Here is a 21,599-nt window from a genome sequence, read left to right on the forward strand (position 1 = left end):
ATGAACACCATATTTTTATTCGAAGCCAAACGCTCTGTCAAGCACTGGCCACTATATCTTATTGCCTTTATCCTGTTATGTACAGGTATTTTCTGTGGGAATCAATTTAATCTTTCACCGGGAGAAGGCATTTTTCTGAACTCTCCGTATACAATCGGATTAATGACAGGACTGCTGAGCCTGTCTATTATCTTTTTCGGGTGCATCTATGCATTGCAGCTGCTGTTCAGGGACTATGATTCAAAATTTGACCTTATCCTGTATTCCTTCCCTTTTTCAAAAGGAGATTATCTTAAGGGAAAGTTCCTTCATTATTTTCTTCAGACTTTCCTGAGCTTTTCATTTTTAATGGCAGGTTTTATCATAGGGCAGAACATCAGGACAGGAAGTGAGATACAGGAGCATTTTAGTCTGGGTTATTATGTATATACACTGTTTATTTTTGGTGCATTCAACAGCATTCTTGTATGCAGTCTTTTGTTTTGTATTTCATTTACTGTAAAGAAAAAACTATTGACTGTTGCAGGCGGGCTCCTTCTTTACATCCTGTATACGGTGATCATGCTATTCTCCAATTCACCTTTTATGGCCGGCAGTATCCCACAATCACCAGAAGCCCAGCAATTATCCGCACTGATTGATCCATTTGGATTATCTTCCTATTTTTTTGATGCCAGAGCATTCACTATAGATCAGAAAAATGCATCCATAGTCCCTTTAACTGATTATTTACTATTCAACAGAATACTTTTTCTGATCATATCGGGACTTGTTTTGCTGCTTACTTTTCAGGTATTCTCATTCTCAAATCTATCCGGATCCAAAGTTAAAAAAACAAATAAAAATGAGCCTTTCTTCACCACTCTGGATTCCTCTGCTTATACAGTCACTTCATCAGATTTTGGAAAGCACGCCTCTTTCAGAGCTGTCGTTTCTTTTGCTAAAATCGATCTGATGTATCTTTTTAAAAGCATTGCGCTGCCGGCAGTAGTGATCATGTTATTGTTTTTTGTAGGAATGGAAATGTATGCTGAAATCGAAAAAGGAATACGCCTGCCTCAAAAATATGCAGGTTCAGGACTTATGGCCACAACTATTTCTGAAAACTTTCCCTTGTTTGGGCTTTTACTTACCACTTATTTTCTTAATGATTTATACTGGCGAAGTTATTCATCAGGATTTGTTATGATTGAGAAAAGTACTTTTTTCTCTACCGGTAAACTGACCGGCCACCTCATTTCCATAAGTACCTTATTATTCTTTTTTACGGGGATCCTGATCATTCAGGGACTTGTATTTCAGTTTGCTTATCAATACTTCCACATTGACTGGAATGCCTATATGGGTGTTTCCCTCTTTAATACTTTTCCTCTTATTTTATTTTCTGCATTTCTGCTGGTGATCAATGATATGATCAGAAACAAATTTATTGCCCTGGGAGTTTCGGTTCTGTCTGTATTTATGCTGGCCGGTCCTCTTTCCGGTAAGGTACTTTCCTACCCTCTTTTCAGGATATTTTCAGATTTTAAAGGCAGTTATAGTGATTTTAACGGATATGGGATTTACGCGGGGGCATTTGCACAGAGGCTCTTGTTTGGAACCGGAATCATAGCCGTAGTATGGATGCTGAATAAAAGCATTACAATCAGAAAAATTCCATTGCTATCAGGAGTATTTAGTATCCTTCTGCTGTTTTCAGGAATCTTTGCAGGAACTTATTTTATGAAAGGCTATGCTCCTAAAAATGACGAGACAGCCATATTAAATGCGGTACAGTATGAAAAAAAATTTCGTCAGTACGAAAATCTTCCGCAGCCGGATATTACCGATGTTATAACTGAAATCCATTTATACCCTTCAGAAAATGCCTATGAGATCAGTGGCCGGTATATTCTGAAAAATCAGACAGAACAGCCGATCAATAAGATCCTTTTTACTTTCCATGATGATGTGAAACTAAAATCAGCAGTACTCACTTCTGGTGTACAAAAGGTACAGGTCACTGATCCGGTGATGGAAGTTGTGTTAAAAAAACCGATGAATGCAGGAGCAGTTGCAGTCTTCAATTTTAAATTTTCCTATCGGTGGTATGCCATAAACGGGCATCAGTCGTTTAATGCGATCATCAATAATGGTTCCTTTATGAGAATCAGCAGATATTATCCGGCAATCGGATATCAAAAATACAAAGAAGTTGAGGACCTCAAAATACGTAAGGACCATCATCTTGGAAAACTGACTGCTTTGAAAAAGCCTGAAGCTCCGGAACTATTTAAAAACGACTTCATCAATCTGGATATGACCGTTTCTACAGAGAAAAAACAGTATGTTGCCGGAACCGGAGATTTGCTGAAAAAATGGACACGCTCCGGAAGGAATTACTTCAGGTACAAGGCTCAAAAAATCCCGTTCCGGTTTGCTTTATCTTCTGCAGAATATCATATAAAAAATGTAAACTATAAGGGAATAATAATAAATATCCTTTATCATAAGAAACATTTTGAAAATGTAGATCATCTTGTAAAGAATGCAGAAATTACATTGGATTACTGCCAGCAGAACTTTGGGAAATATCCTTTTAAAACTATCACATTTGCAGAAATTTCATCTTATACCCGGGGATTTGCTGCCACAGCCTACCCTTCAGCTATTTTTATGCCGGAAGATATGATCTTTCATGCCAATATTCACGCTGATCAGCAACAGGACGTCATCAATGAACTTGCAGGGCACGAACTTTCTCATCTTTGGTGGGGCAGCAGCCAGATCGACCCTGATCATGAAAGAGAAGGAGATATAATGCTTACTGAAACACTGGCAATGTACACCGAAATGATGCTCTATAAAAAAATGCATGGTACAGATAAAATGATGGAAAGAATAAAGATGCATCAACAGATCTATGATAATGAAAAAGGGCTATCGGAAAACATGCCTGTTTATAAAGCAACCGGAGAAGTTCCTCATATCTCATATTCAAAAGGGGCTGTGGTAATGGTAAAACTCAGTGAGTATATAGGAGAAAACAATGTCAATAAGGCATTAAGAAATTTTCTAAGAAACAACCAGTATCCTAAAAAACCGGCATCTGCGGATTTACTGAATGAATTTTATAAAGTAGCGCCTGATACTACTGCAAAAAAATATATTGATAATCTGTTTAAGACAACCGAAGGCATTCCTTCTCCCCCTTATTCTAAAAATGATACTGCCTCTTCGGAACAGAGTGAGCCTGTCGGAAGCTTCTGATTTTAATTAATTTTCATAATACTGTAACAAAGTAAAAAAATATTCAACAAATTAGTTGACATATCAATATTTGATAAATCATTTTAATTTGAAAATATGGAAAAATTAAATTCAATTATATTCTACAATATAGACAAAGCAATCAGAGCCTACAGAAACTATGCCCAGCGTCAGCTGAAAGCTCACGGTTTTATGATCACCATTGATCAGTGGCTGATCATCAAAGCGATTCTGGAAAACCCGGGAATTACCCAGAACGAAATTGGTGATCTTGTTTTCAAGGACAATGCTTCTGTAACCAGAATAATTGATTTAATGGTAAAATCTGAATATATCATCAGGCATGTTCATCCGGATGACCGCAGAAAAACAAACCTGGAAGTAACTGATTCAGGACAAAAAGTCATCAGGGAAGTTCAAAGCATTGTTGAAAAGAACCGTACAACAGCTCTGAAAGGAATTACAAAAGATGAACTGGAAATGATGTACTCAGCTTTACTGAAAATTTCAGAAAACTGTCTCACCTCAAAAAAGTAAAACGTTATGACCAGAATATTTTACCTTCTGTTTACCTGGGCCCTGATATTATTCAGCAGCATGCTTTCAGCCCAGGCAGTACAGAATTTTTCACTGTCAGGAAATATCATCTCCGACAAAGCAGATCAAATGGAAATCAATCTCTTTGACACAGATCATAAATTAATCAAAACAGAAATTGCAGATTCCGGCGGTATATTCAGATTTGAAGACCTGAAAGGAGGCACCTACCATCTGAAAATCAGCAGAAATGGCTCTGAAGTATATCATGCTGAAAATATCTCATTAACCGAAAACAGGATACTTCCTCCTGTTGATCTGAATGTAAAATCCATTGAAGGAGTAACCATTACCAAAGCTAAGCCCCTTATTGAAAGACAGGATGGCAAAATGATCATGAATGTTGAAAACAGTATTGCCAGTGCCGGAAATTCTGCCTTTGAAGTATTGGAAAAAGCCCCTGGTGTTACCATCGACAATAATGACAATATCAGCCTTCGTGGAAAAGGAAATCTTCTGATCCAGATCGATGGTAAAAATACTCCTATGACCGGAAGCGATCTTGCCAGTTATCTTAAAGGAATGCCGTCTTCTACTATTGAAAAAATAGAATTCATCACCAATCCGTCCTCAAAGTATGATGCAGCGGGATCTTCCATCATCAATATTAAACTTAAAAAAGAGCAGAGAAAAGGAACCAATGGAAGTATTTCAACCTCACTCGGATCCGGTAAGTATATTAAAAACAATAACAGCATCAGCATTAATCACAGGAATAAAAAGGTTAATATATTCGGTAATTACAGCTTTGCTTACCGGGAAGCTTATAACGGTCTGGTACTGGACCGGAACTTCTATGAAAATAACAGCTTCACAAAAGCCTATGTACAGGATAATTATTTGAAGTTCAGATTCAAAAACCATATTGCAAAAGCTGGCATGGATTATTATATGAATGATAAAAATGTTCTCGGATTTTCTGTAGGATTTATTTCCAATAAATTTAATCTTAACGGTGACAACTCGAACGTAACACTGGGCAGCAACAGTTTGCCTGAAAGCACTTTCAATACATTAAATGCTTCCAACAACCAATGGACCAATGTTTCTGTAAATGTCAACCATAAATACAGCATCGACTCTTTAGGTTCAGAAATTACAACCGATTTTGACTATATTAATTATTCGAATTCTTCACTGCAAAACTTTGAAACGAGAACGCAAACTATAGCGGATAACCATTACGATCTTGATATCCAGAAAGGAGACCTGAACGGCAAACTTAATATCTACTCCTTTAAATCTGATCTTATCAAGAATTTCAGCAGCGGGTGGAAGCTTGAAAGCGGAGTTAAAACCAGTTTTGTAAAAACAGATAATGATCTGAAATTTTTTAATGCATCCACCGGTATTCCTGTTCCTGATCTTAATAAAACCAACCATTTTATTTATGAAGAAAATATCAATGCTGTTTATGGGAATATTGCTAAAAAATGGAATAAGTTTAAGGTTACGGCAGGCTTAAGGGTAGAAAACACCAATGTAAAAGGCACACAAATCACCACCAGCCAGATTAATAAAAGAAATTACACCCAATTATTCCCCAGTGCCGTATTTTCATATGACCTGACAGAGAAAAGCAATCTGGAAATCAATCTCAGCAGAAGAATTACAAGACCCAGCTATAACCAGCTGAACCCTTTTAAACTTTATCTTGATCCGACAACCCTGAGAGCCGGAAATCCGGATCTGAATCCACAAACTACAATGAATTATGAATTCACTTACAGCCTTGACAGTAAATATTTTGCAACGTTAAGCTACAGCAGGACATCGGACAATATTACAGACATCCTCAAACCTGTTGTAGAAAACGGAGAAAATGTTACGGTACAAACCTTTGAAAATCTGAGCACTGCTTCATATTTCGGATTAAACCTGATTGCTCCCGTGAAAGTTACAAAGTGGTGGGATATGAATAACAGCGCAAACTTTTACTATGGTTCATATACCGGAAATGTTTCGGGAACACAGATTAACAATAAAGGGAACTTTACTTTCAGTATCAACAGTATCAACTCCTTTAAACTTGGAAATGGTTTCACTGCTGAAGTCACCGGAAACTATAAGGCAAGAGAAATTTATGCATACCTTAATGTAAGCCCTTACTGGTATCTGAATATCGGAGCTCAAAAGAAATTCAAAAATAACAGTGTTCTGAAGTTTTCCTTCAATGATGTTTTTTTCACCAGCAATATCAAAGGACAGACTGTTTATAATAATTATATAGAGAATTTTGCGGTAAAAAGAGATACCCGCGTGATAACGCTTTCCTATACCTACAATTTCGGGTCTTCTAAAAACGGACAGCCAAGAAAAACAGGAGGTGCAGAGGATCTGAAACAGCGAATCGGGACTTAAAAGAGACTTATATCGTTCTGCTTAACAGGAGTATAATTTCAGGAACTTTTATAACTAAAACCATCAGCGTGATTGTTTGCAAAGATCTGCATTATTAAAAAAATCCCTCAATGAATTGAGGGATTTTATATAATAGGATTTTGTATTAAGCTTCTGTAGAAGGTGCCTGGTTTTCTGCAGGTCTTTCTCCCTGAGGTTTCCCCTGTCCTTCTGCTTTTGGTTTACCTTCCGGCTTTGGAGGTCTCGGTAAAAGAACTTTACGGGAAAGCTTCATTTTCTTACGGTCATCATATCCCATAAATTTAACTTCTACTTCATCACCTTCTGAATAAGGAACCTTATCTAAACGTTTCCATTCAATTTCTGAAATATGAAGAAGCCCTTCAGTTCCTTTTGACAACTGAACGAATGCTCCAAAGTCCATTACTTTTACTACTTTTCCTTTGTATACTTCACCTACAACAGGAACGAAGGTAATTTCATTGATTTTTGCAATCGCTGCATTGATTTTCTCTCTGTCTGTTCCTGCAATCTCAATACGTCCGATCTCACCAATCTCTTCGATAGCGATGACAGTATCCGTATCTTTTTGCAACTGCTGGATAATTTTTCCACCAGGTCCGATTACAGCACCAATGAAGTCTTTTGGAATTTCCATTACTACCATTTTCGGAGCGTGAGGCTTAACATCTGCTCTAGGCTGGGCAATGGTTTCAGTAATTTTATTCAGGATATGTAATCTTCCGTCTTTAGCCTGCATCAAAGCTTTCTCCATAATATCCATAGAAAGGCCCTGGATTTTGATATCCATCTGACATGCAGTGATACCATCTGCTGTACCTGTTACTTTGAAGTCCATATCTCCCAGGTGATCTTCATCTCCAAGAATGTCAGAAAGTACAGTCCATTTTCCGGATTTTTTATCCGTGATCAGTCCCATTGCAATACCTGAAACAGGTTTTGTAATCTGTACTCCGGCATCCATCAATGCTAATGTTCCGGCACAAACCGTTGCCATAGAAGAAGAACCGTTAGATTCTAAAATGTCAGAAACAATTCTGATGGTGTATGGGTTTTCCTGTGGAATAACTGCAGTTAATGCTCTTTGAGCTAAATTTCCGTGTCCTACTTCTCTTCTTGATGTTCCTCTTAAAGGTCTTGCTTCACCGGTTGAGAATGGAGGAAAATTATAATGTAAGAAGAATCTTTCATCGTGCTGCGTAATTACGCTGTCAATCATATTGGCATCTTTCACTGAACCCAGGGTTACAGCCGTTAATGACTGGGTTTCACCTCTTGTGAAAATAGCAGAACCATGTGCTCCCGGAAGGTAATCAATTTCAGACCAGATCGGACGGATCGTCTGCGGATCACGGCCATCAAGACGGATATTGTCTTCAAGGATCATCTGACGCATTGCTTCTTTCTCTACGTCATGGTAATATACTTTTACGAAAGGAGTTACTCTTGCCAGTTCTTCTTCGTCTTCAGCATACTGTGCTAAAAACTCTTCAAGAACAGCTTTGAACTTCTCTCCTCTTTCTTCTTTATTCGATGGAGTTTTTGCTACTTCATATACTTTATTGTAACACTCTTTCCATACTTTCTCACGAATTTCTTCGTCGTGTTCTTCGTGGTTGTATTCTCTTTTAGGAAATGCTTTACCTACTTTCTGAGCCAATCTTTCCTGAGCTTCAATCTGTTTTTTGATTTCTACATGAGCAAAGTTGATTGCTTCGATCATTTCCTGTTCAGAAATCTCTTTCATCTCACCTTCTACCATTACGATGGAATCTTTGGTAGCTCCCACCATAATATCGATATCAGCTTTCAGTAAGTTTTCATAGCTTGGATTAACAGACAGCTGTCCGTCAATTCTTACCACTCTTGCCTCAGACATTGGTCCGTCAAAAGGAATATCGGTAATAGCAATGGCTGCAGAAGCTGCCAGACCTGCTAAAGCTTCGGGCATTACTTCTTTATCATAAGAAATTAATGAGATCATCACCTGTACTTCTGCATGGAAGTCTTCAGGGAAAAGCGGACGCAATACTCTGTCCACCAATCTCATTGTAAGCACTTCATCATCAGATGGTTTTGCTTCTCTACGGAAGAAATTCCCGGGAATTCTTCCACCTGCATAGAACTTTTCTCTGTAATCTACCGTTAATGGTAAAAAATCTACACCAGGGTTTGCTTCTTTATTGGCTACAACAGTTGCTAAAAGCATTGTTCCGCCACACTTAACGACTACGGATCCATCAGCCTGTTTAGCCAGCTTTCCCGTTTCAATTGTAATTTCTCTGCCATCAGACAGAGTAATCGTTTCTGTAAACGCTTGAGGTATACTCATAAATTTGTCTTCTATGTACTCCGTATTGAGTACGATTAATATTTAAACTCTTTAAATTTTCGTCTGCAAAGATAAGGTATTTATCTGTAACTGCTATTATTAAAAACAAAAGGCAGCTGGTAACCAGAATTCTGTTTACCAGCTGCTTAGGCCTTCATTAAGAAGTTTGTTATAATTTTCTATGTTAAAACTGTATAAATCCGGAGATTTATGCGCACCTCCCGGACGTTTCTCATCAAGCTTTTGGAGAATACCTGTACTTTTGATTTTCCTGTAAAAATTTCCTCTGTTCAGCTCTTTTCCCAAAATGACCTCATAAAGCTTCTGCAGTTCAGGTAGAGTAAATTTTTCCGGTAGCAGGTTATATCCGATCGGTTTGTATGAAATCTTTTCCCTCAGCGTCAGTAATGCCTTTTCAATGATATCACGATGGTCCATTGCCAGCTCAATTTCAGACAGCTTACTGAGATAAACCCATTCACAGGTTTCACTCAGTTCGTCATGAACCAGATTAAACCGGTCAGGATGATAAAGAGCATAATATCCGACAGAAATAAACCTCTGCTTATGAAAAAGGGTTTCATCAAAGTCCTCAAAATAAAATTCACTCCTGTTTTTCTTTCCGAAAACCCCGAATTCTTCCAGATAAACATCCGTTACCCCGGCCCTTTCTTTTAAAATCCTCTGTACAGTCTCATCAAGATCTTCATCTTTACGGACATACCCTCCCGGAAGCAGCCACTGTTTTCTGTAATTCATTTTCAGTAAAAGAACTTTTAGTTCATTACGGTCAAAGCCAAAAATTACCGGATCGACAGATAAATGCGGAAGAAAAATTTCCTTCGCTTCGTTTGATTTGTTTAAGAGCTGTTGCCTTGAATCCATTTAAACTATAAGAAAAGTGTAATAATACGAATTTAATGATAAAAACACAGAACTTTCTAAAAAATGGTTCTTAAAGTAATTTTTGGGATAAAAATTCGGTTAAATTTCATTGTTTCATATCGAAACAATGAAATTTAATCACAAAAACAAATAATTAAAAACTTAATAATCAGCAAATTAAACTCAATGTTAAATTTTCTTAACATTTATTTGGTAAATCGGAAGAAAGAATGTAGTATTGTAATGCTTCGAATTGAAGCATTAAAAATTACTTAGGGATATGCTCTTTCTCAGAGCATAATAAACCGGGATAAGAAATGCCTTATGCCGGAAAATTGTGTATTGGCTGATGTGGATGGAACTAAACGGGGGTTAGAAGTCAATGTCAATCACAACAGAGCAAATGCAGGGGAAACAGCCGGGTTATACAACCGGCACCGAATAAAAAAACGTCCAGAATTGAAATATTGGATGCAGGGATTTTTGTACCCTGAGACAAGAGAAATAATGACACTAACAACAAAAAAATATAGATAAACTAAGTAATGAAAAAAACAATTTTAAAAATTTCAGTGCTGGGAGCTTTTCTTTTTTATTCCGGCTCTGCCTTTGGTCAGAAAGAGAATACTTCCCCTCAGGATTCAACAAAAATCCGCGAACTGCGCAACAGTCCCTCTAAAGAGGACAATAACCGGAACGTAATGCTGAATGCAGCCAATAACACAAGTCCCCGGGATGTCAATATCGGGTTACCATCCACAGTAGGAGGAATCACCATTCTTGAAAATGATCTTCCTGTGGTTTACTTTTTCTGGCCGGAACTTCCCAATAAAACCTGGCGTCAGAGTGTTGGTCTTGAAAAAACGGGGCTTTTGAAAATGGAACAGCTTTCCAATACCATGGGAGACCTTGGTTTTGCTGTAAATTCATATTCCCAGACCGGAACCAGGGATCTTCAGGTAAAAGGAAAATTTACAACAAGTAATTTTGGCTGGTTACAAAGTGACCTGAATGTTTCCGGTCCGGTTACTAAAAATGGATGGACCTATACTGCCGGAGCATTTTTAAATTATGATCCGAGTACCTTTAAACTTGGTTTCGCCCGAAATGTAGATGAAACAAAAATTTTCAGGGCAGGAGTGACCAAGTATTTCCCTGAAAATAAAGGCAGGATTACTGCACTCTATAAATATGCTGATTCCTATAATATAGGGAATTATGCAGTTTTTCAGTATGGTGAGAACGGTAAAGTCACAGAATTGGACGATTTCAGGATCGGAAGGGACTCGTACGTTGTGAATGACGGGCTTACAAAAATGAAAGATATACGGACAGGTCAGGATTACTGGGCTTCCATGGACGGTAAAAGCAATACTACGACATCACATAATATCGATGTTTTTGGAAATTATCTGTTAAATAACGGATGGAACTTTAAGTTTTCCACAAGGTTTCATTTTGCAAAAACAGCCCTTTCAACCATTATTCCTTTAAGTATTTTTCAGGCTGATGAAAGTGCAGGATTTGCCCTGGCTTCAAGCGGAATACCCTATTCCGGAAACATAGGAACCCAGCTGGCCATGCATACGCCTAAAACGCCTACTACCAATATTGCGGGGCGTTTCTCCCTTCAAAAACAGATAGGGAACCATAATGTAACAGTAGGTCTTCTTGAACAATATTTCAAAATCAATGGATTCACTTCAAACAGATCCTTTTTCTTCCAGACAGTAGGTGCACAGCCTCAGCGATTGATAGGTCCCGGAACAGACAGTGACGGATTTTATAATTACAATGTAGGAGGTGAATATCACAGCGGAACAGAAAATAAGCTTTCTGTTTTTGCATCAGATGAATGGAAGGTTACTGATAATTTTAGCCTGAACTATGGCCTTCATTTAAGAAATCATAATGTAGATGGTGAGTTTTCCTTAACGCCGAGATCTCCCGGATTTACCTTTGAAAACACCCCTTTTACCAAGATCAGCCACAATTGGTTCCATATCGCAGGAAGCGTAAATGCAACTTATAATATTAATAAAAATTTCGGGCTGATTGCTAATTTCCTGTATACAGAGGAAAACAGGAGGCTTGAAAGTTATTCCCAGGCATTTGACCCCAATACCAATAAGATCAAGAGCCCGTTAGGTGCATTAGGTATATTTTGGAATACCGATTACATCCAGCTGATATCCCAGGCTACCCTGCTTCACCGGAACAATTATCTGAACCGGTTCAATCTTGTCAACCCATCCAACTCTACACAGGCTGAAACTGTAACGGTGTATTATGATATCCAGACCTTAGGCTGGACCACAGATTTTGTACTGAAGCCATTCAAAGGGTTCAACCTTCATTATCTGATCACATTCCAGGATCCTGTTTATAAAAATTTCAAATTCGATGCTTTTGGAAAAGATTATGATTACAGCGAAAAAAATGTACTGGGAGTGGCTAAAGTACTCATGGAAATTGACCCCAGCTACACCATAGACAAATGGAAATTCTGGGCCAGCTTCAGGTACTTCTCAAAACAATATGCCAATTTAACCAATGTCCTTTATTTTGCTCCGAGATGGGAAACCTTCGGCGGGGTAAATTATACCTTCAACAAAAACCTGAATGTAGGGGCTACCATCATTAATTTCCTGAACCAAAGAGGAGCCAGTGGAACCATTAACGGTGCTGAACTTATTACCGATGCCAGGCCTTACTATGGAAAACTTCTCACAGGTACCTATATAATGCCGTTTACCGCTCAGTTATCTATCAACTTTAATTTTTAAATCAATGAAAAAAACAATAATAAATGCTGCTGCCCTGCTTATGGGAATGGGTGTATACAGTCAGACCTTCCATACAATAACCAATAACAATGGTCCCGTTCTGGGATATTCGGAGGGATCGGGTGTTAAAATCCTTTCAGTTGGCGGGAATAAATTCAAGGACCTGAACAGAAACGGAAAACTGGATAAATATGAAGACTGGCGCTTATCTGTTGATGAAAGAGCAAAAGATCTGGCATCGAAAATGTCTGTGGAACAAATTGCAGGATTAATGCTCTATAGTGGCCACCAGGCAGTTCCTGCCCCACCGGATGGATTCCGTGCCGGGACATACAACGGAAAGCTTTTTAATGAAAGTGGTGCCCGGCCGTGGGATCTTACCGATCAGCAGAAAAAATTCTTAAAAGAAGACCATCTGCGTCATGTATTGGTTACGACCCTTCAGTCACCTGAAATTGCTGCCAAATGGAACAATACCCTACAGGCTTATATTGAAGGTTTAGGATTAGGGATCCCGGCCAACAACAGTTCAGACCCAAGACATTCTGCCTCTGTGACAGCAGAATTTAATGAGGGTGCAGGAGGACAGATTTCCCTTTGGCCGGACGGACTGGCCATGGGAGCTACTTTTGATCCGGATCTGGTAAAACAATTCGGAAATATTGCAGCCCAGGAATATCGTGCATTGGGAATTTCCACTGCATTATCCCCACAGATCGACCTTGGAACAGAACCCCGTTGGTACAGGATTGCCTATGTTTTCAGTGAAAGCCCTGAACTGACCGCTGATATGGGCCGTGGCTATATAGACGGCTTTCAGACTTCTTTCGGAAAAGACCTGATCAGGGATGGCTGGGGATATAAAAGCGTAAATGCCATGGTTAAGCACTGGCCCGGAGGGGGACCTGAAGAAGGTGGCCGGGACGGGCATTGGGCTATGGGGAAATTTGCCGTATATCCCGGAAATAACTTCCAGTCTCATGTAAAACCGTTTACTGAAGGGGCATTTAAACTCAGCGGAGGAACCAAAGAAGCCTCTGCCGTTATGCCTTACTATACGATCAGTTATAATCAGGATACCAAAAACGGAGAAAATGTAGGAAACGGTTTCAGCCGCTACCTGATCACGGATCTCCTGCGTGGAAAATATAAATATGACGGTGTTGTCTGTACAGATTGGCTGATTACTGCCGATGAAGGAAAAACACCGGGAACCTTTGCCGGAAAGCCATGGGGAACGGAAAAAATGTCTGTAGCAGAAAGGCATTATAAAGTTCTGGAAGCGGGTGTTGACCAGTTTGGAGGAAATAATGATAAAGGTCCCGTTCTTCAAGCTTACCAGATGGGAATAAAAGAACATGGTGAAAAGTATATGCGTGCCCGGTTTGAGCAGTCAGCAGTACGTCTCCTTAAAAATATATTCAGGACCGGCTTATTTGAAAATCCATATGTAAACCCCGAAGAAACAAAAAAAATTGTTGGTAATCCACAATTCATGAAGGCCGGCTATGAAGCCCAGGTAAAATCAATCGTGATGTTAAAGAACAGAAACAATGTACTTCCGGTTAAAGAAAAGAAAACAGTATATATTCCTAAAAGATATGTTCCCGCTTCTTTTAACTGGTGGGGGGTATACACAGCACCATCTCTGGAATATCCTGTTGACCTTTCTTCTGTAAAAAAATACTATAACGTGACAGACAATCCGGAAAAAGCAGACTTTGCCGTTGTTTTTGTACAAAGTCCCCATAGTGAAGAAGGAGGATACAGTGATAAGGATGTACAAGACGGCGGAAACGGTTATCTTCCGATTTCCCTCCAGTACCAGACCTATACTGCTACTGAAGCAAGGGATAAAAGTATTGCGGCAGGAGATCCTGTTATTGCCCCTGATGTTCATGACAGAACCTTTAAAAATAAAACATCTACAGCAACCAATTTCACCGATCTTCTGACGATACAGAATACCCAGAAAGCCATGAACGGAAAACCGGTTATTGTTTCTGTTACCGCTTCTAAGCCGATGATATTCTCTGAGTTTGAAAAACATACCGATGGTATTTTAATCAATTTCAATGTTTCCAACCAGGCGGTTATCGACATAATTGCCGGAAAATATGAACCGTCAGGTCTTTTACCGGTGCAGATGCCTGCAGATATGAAAACGGTGGAAAAGCAGAAAGAAGACCTGCCTTTTGATATGACTCCTTATAAAGATTCCGAAGGGCATCTTTACGATTTTGGCTACGGAATGAACTGGCAGGGCCCTATTAAAGATGCAAGAACACAGAAATATTCCAAATAGTTTTTGAGTTTTTACGTTATTCTCCTTTCTGCTTTTATGAAGAGGTCAGTTTTCCGGCTTTTCTGATGATAATAATCCCCGGAAAAGTTGCAGGAAAAGAGGTTGTCAACTATATTTGTCCGTCCTCAAATCCAGCCGGACAAAAGAGAGTCATGAATAACTTCAGCCGGCAGATCTGGACAAAAGTTTTATTCCGGAACAGATCACGGATATGAAAAGAACCCCGGATATCCTGCGAAGCCTTAAAAGGCGGCATTGCAGCTATTCCGGTAATTAAAAGCAGAACAACTGAAACAATAAAAGAGGCTGTTTGCCGGCCTCTTTTTTTAATATAGAATGTTTATGATCAATGAAGTAAAAACAAAAGACAGGAATTATACTGTTCCGCTTATTACCATTACCCTTTTATTTTTTATGTGGGGATTCATTACCTGTATGAATGATATTCTGATCCCCTATCTGAAGCAGCTTTTCAAGCTCACTTTCTTTGAATCCATGCTGGTACAGTTCTGCTTTTTCGGAGCTTACTTCATTGGATCGCTGATTTATTTTATGATCTCTATTACAAAAGGAGATCCCATCAATAAACTGGGATATAAAAAGGGAATCCTTTTTGGAATTTTCCTGGCTGCTTTAGGCTGTATCCTGTTTTATCCTGCAGCTACGTTTTCGTATTATCCGCTGTTTCTGGGAGCTTTATTTATTCTGGGATTAGGATTTACCGTCTTACAGATTACCGCTAATGCCTATGTTTCTTTACTTGGAAGTGAGGAATCGGCATCAAGCCGTCTGAATATGACCCAGGCATTCAATGCTTTTGGAACAACGATTGCTCCGGTACTTGGCGGCCACCTGATCTTTGAATTTTTCTCAGCTCCGGACGGATCGTTCAGTGCAGTAGCAACCCGGATTCCATATCTTATTTTTGCTGCAATTTTGTTACTGGTGGGTCTGCTGATCTCCAGAGTTAAGCTGCCGTCTTTCCAGACGGAAGAAGAAGAAATTGTAAAAGGCTGGGGAGCTTTAGGGTTCAGCCATCTGAAATTCGGTGTTTTTGCCATGTTTTGCTATGTAGGAGGTGAAGTAGCCGTAGGGAGCTTCATCATCAGCTTTTTAGAACAGCCTCAGATCATGGGCTTCAATGAAATCATCAGCAAGAATTATCTTTCACTGTATTGGGGAGGTGCAATGATCGGACGTTTTCTTGGGGCAATTTCTTTAAATCAGTCAATAAGCCAGGGGAAAAAGGCCGTTTATATGCTTGGAGCAGCAGCAGCGGTATTTCTTGTAATTTTCAGCATTGTAAACCTTACATTTGCCCAGATCAGCTTCTTTATCGTATTCATCGTTCTTAATTTTGTTGCTTTCTTTATTGGTAAAGCTGCTCCTGCAAGAACATTATCCATTTTTGCTGCCATTAATGTAATATTGCTGATTTCAGCAATGGTAAATCATGGTGAATTAGCCATGTACAGTATTTTAGGGATCGGGATTTTCAATTCTATCATGTTCTCAAATATTTATACATTGGCCATTTCGGGGTTAGGAAAATATACGAGCCAGGGATCCTCCCTGGTTGTAATGGCTATTCTTGGAGGTGCTATTGTTCCTATTTTCCAGGGATACCTTGCCGATCAGTTCGGAGTACAGCATTCCTTTATTATTCCAGTGTTCTGTTATCTGGTAATCCTTATTTTCGGAGCATACTGTACAAAATATCTCGGACATGTAGAAAGTACCGAAGCTAAATCAGGGCATTAAATAAAACAATCTATAATCATCATCTATAAAGCGGGCATCTCAGGTGTTCCGTTTTTTTTACAGTTTTTTGTCTGTAACTTTCCCCTTACAAAGAAGACTTATAGAATAGATCCTAAATTTCCTTTGATGAAAGTACAGCTAAAACTTGAATATATTTCATTTCTATTATTGGGAATCCTTGCTTTTGCAAGAACGGAATATTCATGGTGGTGGTTTGCAGGTTTATTCCTCGCACCGGATATATCGATGTTAGGATATGCTGTCAATGATAAGGTGGGGGCTTTTTTATATAATCTGTTCCATCATTTCGGAGTAGCTGTTATTGTATACCTTTTGGGAATTTCATTTGCCTTGCCTTATTTACAGATGACCGGGGCTATTCTGTTTAGCCATTCCGCCTTTGACAGAATACTGGGTTACGGATTAAAATATCAGGACAGCTTTCAACATACACACTTGGGGAAAATTGGCAAAAATAAAGATCAGACACTTTAATATCCTAGAGTCCTACCCTATTTTGTAAAACCACTGGAACAGAAAACAAAAAAGCAACCTCTTTCGAAGTTGCTTTTATTTTGAAAATCTTTATAGATTATTTTCTTAAACCTAGTTCAGCGATGATCGCTCTGTATCTTGCGATATCCTTATTTTTAAGGTAATCTAGTAATCTTTTTCTTTTACCTACCAATTTAACCAAAGATTTTTCAGTGTTGAAATCTTTGTGGTTACCTTTAAGGTGCGCAGAAAGGTGATTGATTCTGAAAGTGAAAAGTGCAATTTGTCCTTCAGCACTTCCTGTGTCCTGTGCAGATTTTCCGTGTTTTGCGAAAATTTCCTGCTTTTTTTCTGTTGTTAAGTACATTCCAATATTGTTTAATGATTATTATGTAACGGGTGCAAAATTACGACTATTTTTTGATTCTGCAAACATTATTGATTCCATAAATCAAATTTGATAGAAAAAAATGTTAAAAAAATCTTAATAATTTTTATGCAATCCAACGAAAAGGCAGTAATTTTGCATTTGAATTACAGATGAGAAAAATTATATTTTTTACAGCAGTTACCACTTTATTATTTACAGGCATTACCTCGGTAAAAGCACAGAAAATCCCTGACGATAAACTGAAGAAAGTCTTATACTTCAATCCTGAGGTAGAACCTGATATTGATGAAATAAAAGAACCTACCAACAATGCGTTTTTTGATGCGGTATCTGATAACTTCAGCGGAAGAAAAAATAAAATGCTCCGGGCCGAAGTCCAGATTCCTTTTGACAGTATAGATAAACAAACCATTGTAGATTACTGTGTGAATAATGACGCTGATTTTGCTATTATTTCCAAAGTAAGGTATTTTAAAGTAGGAATCGGAAAATATGTTTTCTCGAACCAGGTAGTAGTGAGTATGAAACTTTTTGGTGCGGACGGAAATCTGATTACGGAAAGTGACTATGATACTTACCGGAAAAATATGCGTTTATTAGGCTCTACTGTAAATTCTATCAAAATAGGAACGGAGGGAGCGATCAAAGATATTGTTAAGAAATTACGGAAACTCAAGCCATTGGAAGCGGAACTTTAAGGCTGGTAAATCATTTGGGTTTTATCTACTTCTCCATTTTATTTTCTTGCTGATATGTACTTTAAAAGTTAGCATCAACTGTTTATTCATCTGTTAGTCATCATTCCTTATTATTCTATATAATTCAAAAACCCCTAATAAAAAACTGATTTACAATTAAATATTTTCACCAAACCATGAATAATTATTTTTTTTTATTATTTTAGTAAAAATTAAAAGCTAAATCATATGAAAAATTTAAAAAAAATCAGCAGGGAAGCTGCCAAACAAATCAACGGTGGAGCAATCAGAAGATGTAATGAACAAATTCCATGTACTGTAGGATGGTGTTGTGACGGAGTATGCAGCCCCTATATATGCATGATCAACTAGAAAATCTTTTTTTGAATAAATCAACAAAAATTGTATTCCAACACCTGTTTCCTCACAGGTGTTTTTTCATTTAAAACATAAACAATATAGTGATTTTCAATTAAATATTTTCACTATTAAATGAATAATTAAAAAAATATTATTATTTTAGTAAAACTCTAAAACTAAATCATATGAAAAATTTAAAGAAACTCAACAGAGAAACCACGAAACAAATCCAGGGAGGAGGTCCCATCAAACAATGTACTGATGATTCTCAATGCATTTACGGTGCATGCTGCAGAGGATTTTGCATGGAATATAGCTGCATAGAAGAGTAATAAAGCATTTATTTTACCATTAAATACAGCAAGCATGAAAATCCGGCAATTTAAAAAACTCAGCAGAGAGGCACAACGGGAAATCAATGGAAACGGAATTGTTAAAAAATGTAGTAACAGTTCACAATGTGATCCTTTTCAGTGCTGCAGCGGAGGGATGTGCATTTATTCCCCTATTCCTGAATGCGAACCAATTCTTGATTAAGAATATTGGAATTTAAAATTTAATTTTTTAACATCCGCTGAGCGGATGTTTTTTTATTCTTTTCCAATGATTTACATTTTAATTAATCCTTAATTTTGCCAGTTTATTGCTCAGTCTTAAAAATTTGAATTATTTTTGCATATCCAAAAAAATTCACGTTTTGAATTCCAGAGACGAACTTATCTTTAATCCTGCCGATATTGCCGAAACTCTCAGCGAACTTCCTGCTGACGAGAGGCTGCTCGCGTTTCTGAAAGTTCCGAAAGAATATAAAGCTGAAGTTTTCTCTCATCTTGATCCTGATTTTCAAGAAGATACCATCAGAAGTATCGGAAGTGATGAAGTTTCTGAAATTCTGAATGCCATGACTCCTGATGACAGGACTGCTCTTTTTGAGGATTTTCCGGATGAACTTATTAAATATTCAATCAATCATCTTAATCCACAGGAAAGAAGAATTGCCCTAAAGCTGCTGGGCTACAATTCAGATTCCATCGCCCGTCTGATGACTCCTTATTATATTCAGATCCGGAAGGAATGGACTGTAAAACGTTGCCTTCAGCAGATCAAAAAAGTAGGAAGAAGGGTGGAAACCATGAACTACCTGTATGTAGTTGATGAAAGAAACCGCCTGATCGATGACCTTGCGATCGGAACTTTACTCCTTGCCGAAGAAGATACGCTGGTTTCTGATATTACGGATAATCATTTCGTTGCCATTACCACCACTACTTCCAAGGAAGATGCTGTTACTTATTTTGAAAAATACGACCGCGGTGCCCTTCCTATTATTACGGAAGCCGGTGTTCTGGTAGGTATTGTAACCATTGACGACATCCTTGACCAGATTGAACAGCAGAACACTGAAGATATCCAGAAATTCGGGGGATTGGAAGCGCTGGACCTTCCCTATACCCAGACTTCCTGGACAGAAATGATCAAAAAAAGAGCTACATGGCTGATTATTTTATTCATTTCAGAAATGCTTACTGCTTCTGCAATGGGATATTTTGATAAAGAGATTGAAAAAGCTGTTGTACTGGCATTGTTTGTTCCGCTGATTATTTCCAGTGGAGGAAATTCAGGATCTCAGGCCGCTACTCTGATCATCCGTGCTATGGCACTCCAGGAGATCGGACTGAAAGACTGGTGGTATGTAATGCGGAAAGAAATTATCTCCGGGCTATGTCTTGGAGCTATTCTCGGGGTTATTGGTTTCATCAGAATTATGCTGTGGCAGCAGATCGGACTTTTCGATTATGGCCAATATTGGGTATATGTAGGCTTAAGTGTCTCTGTGTCCCTGATCGCCATTGTGCTATGGGGAACTTTATCCGGTTCTATGATTCCTTTTGTCTTAAAAAAATTAAACCTGGACCCTGCTACCTCATCCGCTCCTTTTGTGGCAACACTGGTGGATGTAACCGGGCTTATCATTTATTTTACGGTAGCCGGACTTTTCTTAACCGGAAAACTTTTGTAATTTTAGGCATCATCTAATATGCCGATATGAAAATTGTTTCTCTTGTACCCTCTATTACCGAGGCTTTATTTGATCTGGGACTGACTGAACACGAAATTAAGGGCAGAACAAAATTCTGTATCCATCCTGCGGATAAAATAAAAAATGTAGCGGTGATCGGAGGAACAAAAAATATCAATATTGAAAAAATAAAAGCATTACAGCCCGATTTAATCCTGGCCAATAAAGAAGAAAACATGAAAGATCAGGTTGAAGCCCTGATGAATGACTTCAAAGTAATGGTGGCCCATGTGGAAACCATTGAAGATAATTATTATTTGCTTAAAAGTCTTGGAAAGCTTGCAGGAAAGGAGGAAAGGGCACAGCTGTTTAATCTTAAGATCTATGAAATTCTCAATCAGGCAAAACTGAGAACTCCTGTGAAAGCAGCCTATCTCATTTGGAATAATCCTTATATGACTGTTGGCTCAGATACTTTTATTCACAAAATACTGACGGAAATAGGTTTTGAAAATATTTTCAAAGATAAAACCCGATATCCGGTAATTACCACTGAAGACCTGAAAAAAGCTGATGTGATCATGCTGTCTTCAGAGCCCTTCCCCTTCAAAGAGAAACATATTGAAGAACTGCGTGCATTTTATCCTGAGAAAAAGATTATGATTGTAGATGGAGAGGCATTTTCCTGGTATGGAACCCATATTGCGAAATGTGAAGGCTACTTTAAAGAACTGCTGGAGGATATACATGCTATGCAAATGTAACCTTCTGCCACAAATCAACTCTCATTCCTTGCCTTATCCTGTAATTTTTGGTACATTGAATCTGAATTAATAATTAAAAATATGTCCGGTACTGTTATATTATCTGAAGGAGCAGAATTTGATCATGTTATACGTGAGGTTTCTAAATATATCCACCTGTATGTAATGCCATTCGGAAGGGATGAACGAAACTTCACCCGTATAGACAAACGCGAAAATATGTATGGCGGGAAAGGGACTGTGCATATGATACAAATGTTCGGACAGAAGGAGCTGTCTAATAATCGCCTGGCAGCTTATATGGTTTTATTGAACAAGGGGGATGAGTCCGGGTTTCATACACATTATGAAAGAAACGAGGAAGAGCTCTATGTTGTTGTACATGGAACCGGAGAATACCGTGAAAGAACCGGAACAGAAGGACCAATACGTAGGAAAGTGCTGCAAAAAGGCGATATTACAGCGATCAGTTCTATAGGATATCATTCTATCGAAAATACGGGAGATCAGCCTTTAATTATGTTTGTTATCACTACCAATAACCCATAAAAAAATTCCAGCTCATATGAACCGG

General features: G+C 38.3%; 16 protein-coding genes. 13 read left to right on the forward strand and 3 right to left on the reverse strand.

Going from position 1 to position 21,599, the window contains the following annotated elements; translation table 11 throughout:
- The 3 genes from DRF59_RS17985 (at position 1) to DRF59_RS17995 (ending at position 6,207) form a co-directional block, all read left to right on the forward strand.
- On the forward strand, positions 1-3,249 hold the full coding sequence (locus DRF59_RS17985; RefSeq protein ID WP_115963498.1) for a M1 family aminopeptidase: 3,249 nt from the start codon (positions 1-3) through the stop codon (positions 3,247-3,249).
- Between the two features lie 96 nt (positions 3,250-3,345).
- Positions 3,346-3,786 carry a MarR family winged helix-turn-helix transcriptional regulator gene (locus tag DRF59_RS17990; protein WP_115963500.1) on the forward strand — a complete coding sequence of 147 codons (441 nt, stop codon included), beginning with the start codon at positions 3,346-3,348 and terminating at the stop codon, positions 3,784-3,786.
- Between the two features lie 6 nt (positions 3,787-3,792).
- Positions 3,793-6,207, forward strand: coding sequence for a TonB-dependent receptor (locus DRF59_RS17995; protein ID WP_115963502.1), 2,415 nt, complete (start codon positions 3,793-3,795; stop codon positions 6,205-6,207).
- Between the two features lie 145 nt (positions 6,208-6,352).
- On the opposite strand, the gene DRF59_RS18000 is transcribed toward DRF59_RS17995, so the two are convergent.
- Together DRF59_RS18000 and DRF59_RS18005 are read right to left on the reverse strand one after the other, a co-directional pair.
- Complete coding sequence (locus DRF59_RS18000; RefSeq protein ID WP_115963504.1) at positions 6,353-8,560, reverse strand: polyribonucleotide nucleotidyltransferase; 2,208 nt, start codon at positions 8,558-8,560, stop codon at positions 6,353-6,355.
- A gap of 135 nt (positions 8,561-8,695) precedes the next feature.
- Positions 8,696-9,445 carry an NUDIX hydrolase gene (locus DRF59_RS18005; protein ID WP_115963506.1) on the reverse strand — a complete coding sequence of 250 codons (750 nt, stop codon included), beginning with the start codon at positions 9,443-9,445 and terminating at the stop codon, positions 8,696-8,698.
- 545 nt (positions 9,446-9,990) lie between these two features.
- Here DRF59_RS18005 and DRF59_RS18015 point away from each other — a divergent pair.
- The 4 genes from DRF59_RS18015 to DRF59_RS18030 all read left to right on the forward strand — a co-directional run bounded on the left by DRF59_RS18015 (position 9,991) and on the right by DRF59_RS18030 (position 16,792).
- Positions 9,991-12,231, forward strand: a complete 2,241-nt coding sequence (locus DRF59_RS18015) for a TonB-dependent receptor (RefSeq protein ID WP_115963510.1) — start codon at positions 9,991-9,993, stop codon at positions 12,229-12,231.
- Positions 12,232-12,235: 4 nt separating this feature from the next.
- A complete protein-coding gene (locus DRF59_RS18020; protein ID WP_115963512.1) occupies positions 12,236-14,536 on the forward strand; it encodes a glycoside hydrolase family 3 protein in 2,301 nt (766 codons plus the stop codon).
- A gap of 342 nt (positions 14,537-14,878) precedes the next feature.
- Positions 14,879-16,297 carry a sugar MFS transporter gene (locus tag DRF59_RS18025; protein ID WP_241505632.1) on the forward strand — a complete coding sequence of 473 codons (1,419 nt, stop codon included), beginning with the start codon at positions 14,879-14,881 and terminating at the stop codon, positions 16,295-16,297.
- Between the two features lie 126 nt (positions 16,298-16,423).
- Complete coding sequence (locus DRF59_RS18030) at positions 16,424-16,792, forward strand: DUF4260 domain-containing protein (protein WP_115963516.1); 369 nt, start codon at positions 16,424-16,426, stop codon at positions 16,790-16,792.
- A 97-nt stretch (positions 16,793-16,889) separates the two neighbouring features.
- On the opposite strand, the gene rpsO is transcribed toward DRF59_RS18030, so the two are convergent.
- A complete protein-coding gene (gene rpsO / locus DRF59_RS18035) occupies positions 16,890-17,159 on the reverse strand; it encodes a 30S ribosomal protein S15 (protein WP_115963518.1) in 270 nt (89 codons plus the stop codon).
- Between the two features lie 173 nt (positions 17,160-17,332).
- On the opposite strand from rpsO, the gene DRF59_RS18040 reads away from it, so the two are divergent.
- From DRF59_RS18040 to DRF59_RS18060, 6 genes are all read left to right on the forward strand, one after another.
- Entirely contained in the window at positions 17,333-17,881 is a 549-nt protein-coding gene (locus tag DRF59_RS18040) for a pyruvate decarboxylase (protein ID WP_115963520.1), read from the forward strand.
- A gap of 228 nt (positions 17,882-18,109) precedes the next feature.
- Entirely contained in the window at positions 18,110-18,253 is a 144-nt protein-coding gene (locus DRF59_RS20830; protein ID WP_157967472.1) for a bacteriocin-like protein, read from the forward strand.
- Positions 18,254-18,426: 173 nt separating this feature from the next.
- Positions 18,427-18,573, forward strand: a complete 147-nt coding sequence (locus DRF59_RS20990) for a bacteriocin-like protein (RefSeq protein ID WP_185144935.1) — start codon at positions 18,427-18,429, stop codon at positions 18,571-18,573.
- Positions 18,574-18,938: 365 nt separating this feature from the next.
- Positions 18,939-20,261 (forward strand): magnesium transporter, encoded by a 1,323-nt coding sequence (gene mgtE / locus DRF59_RS18050; RefSeq protein WP_115963522.1) that lies wholly within the window; start codon positions 18,939-18,941, stop codon positions 20,259-20,261.
- 26 nt (positions 20,262-20,287) lie between these two features.
- A complete protein-coding gene (locus tag DRF59_RS18055; RefSeq protein ID WP_115963524.1) occupies positions 20,288-21,025 on the forward strand; it encodes an ABC transporter substrate-binding protein in 738 nt (245 codons plus the stop codon).
- 81 nt (positions 21,026-21,106) lie between these two features.
- Positions 21,107-21,574 (forward strand): cupin domain-containing protein, encoded by a 468-nt coding sequence (locus DRF59_RS18060; protein ID WP_115963526.1) that lies wholly within the window; start codon positions 21,107-21,109, stop codon positions 21,572-21,574.
- Positions 21,575-21,599 lie beyond the last annotated feature (25 nt).

This window comes from Chryseobacterium flavum (assembly GCF_003385595.1).
Taxonomy (GTDB): Bacteria; Bacteroidota; Bacteroidia; order Flavobacteriales; family Weeksellaceae; genus Chryseobacterium; species Chryseobacterium flavum.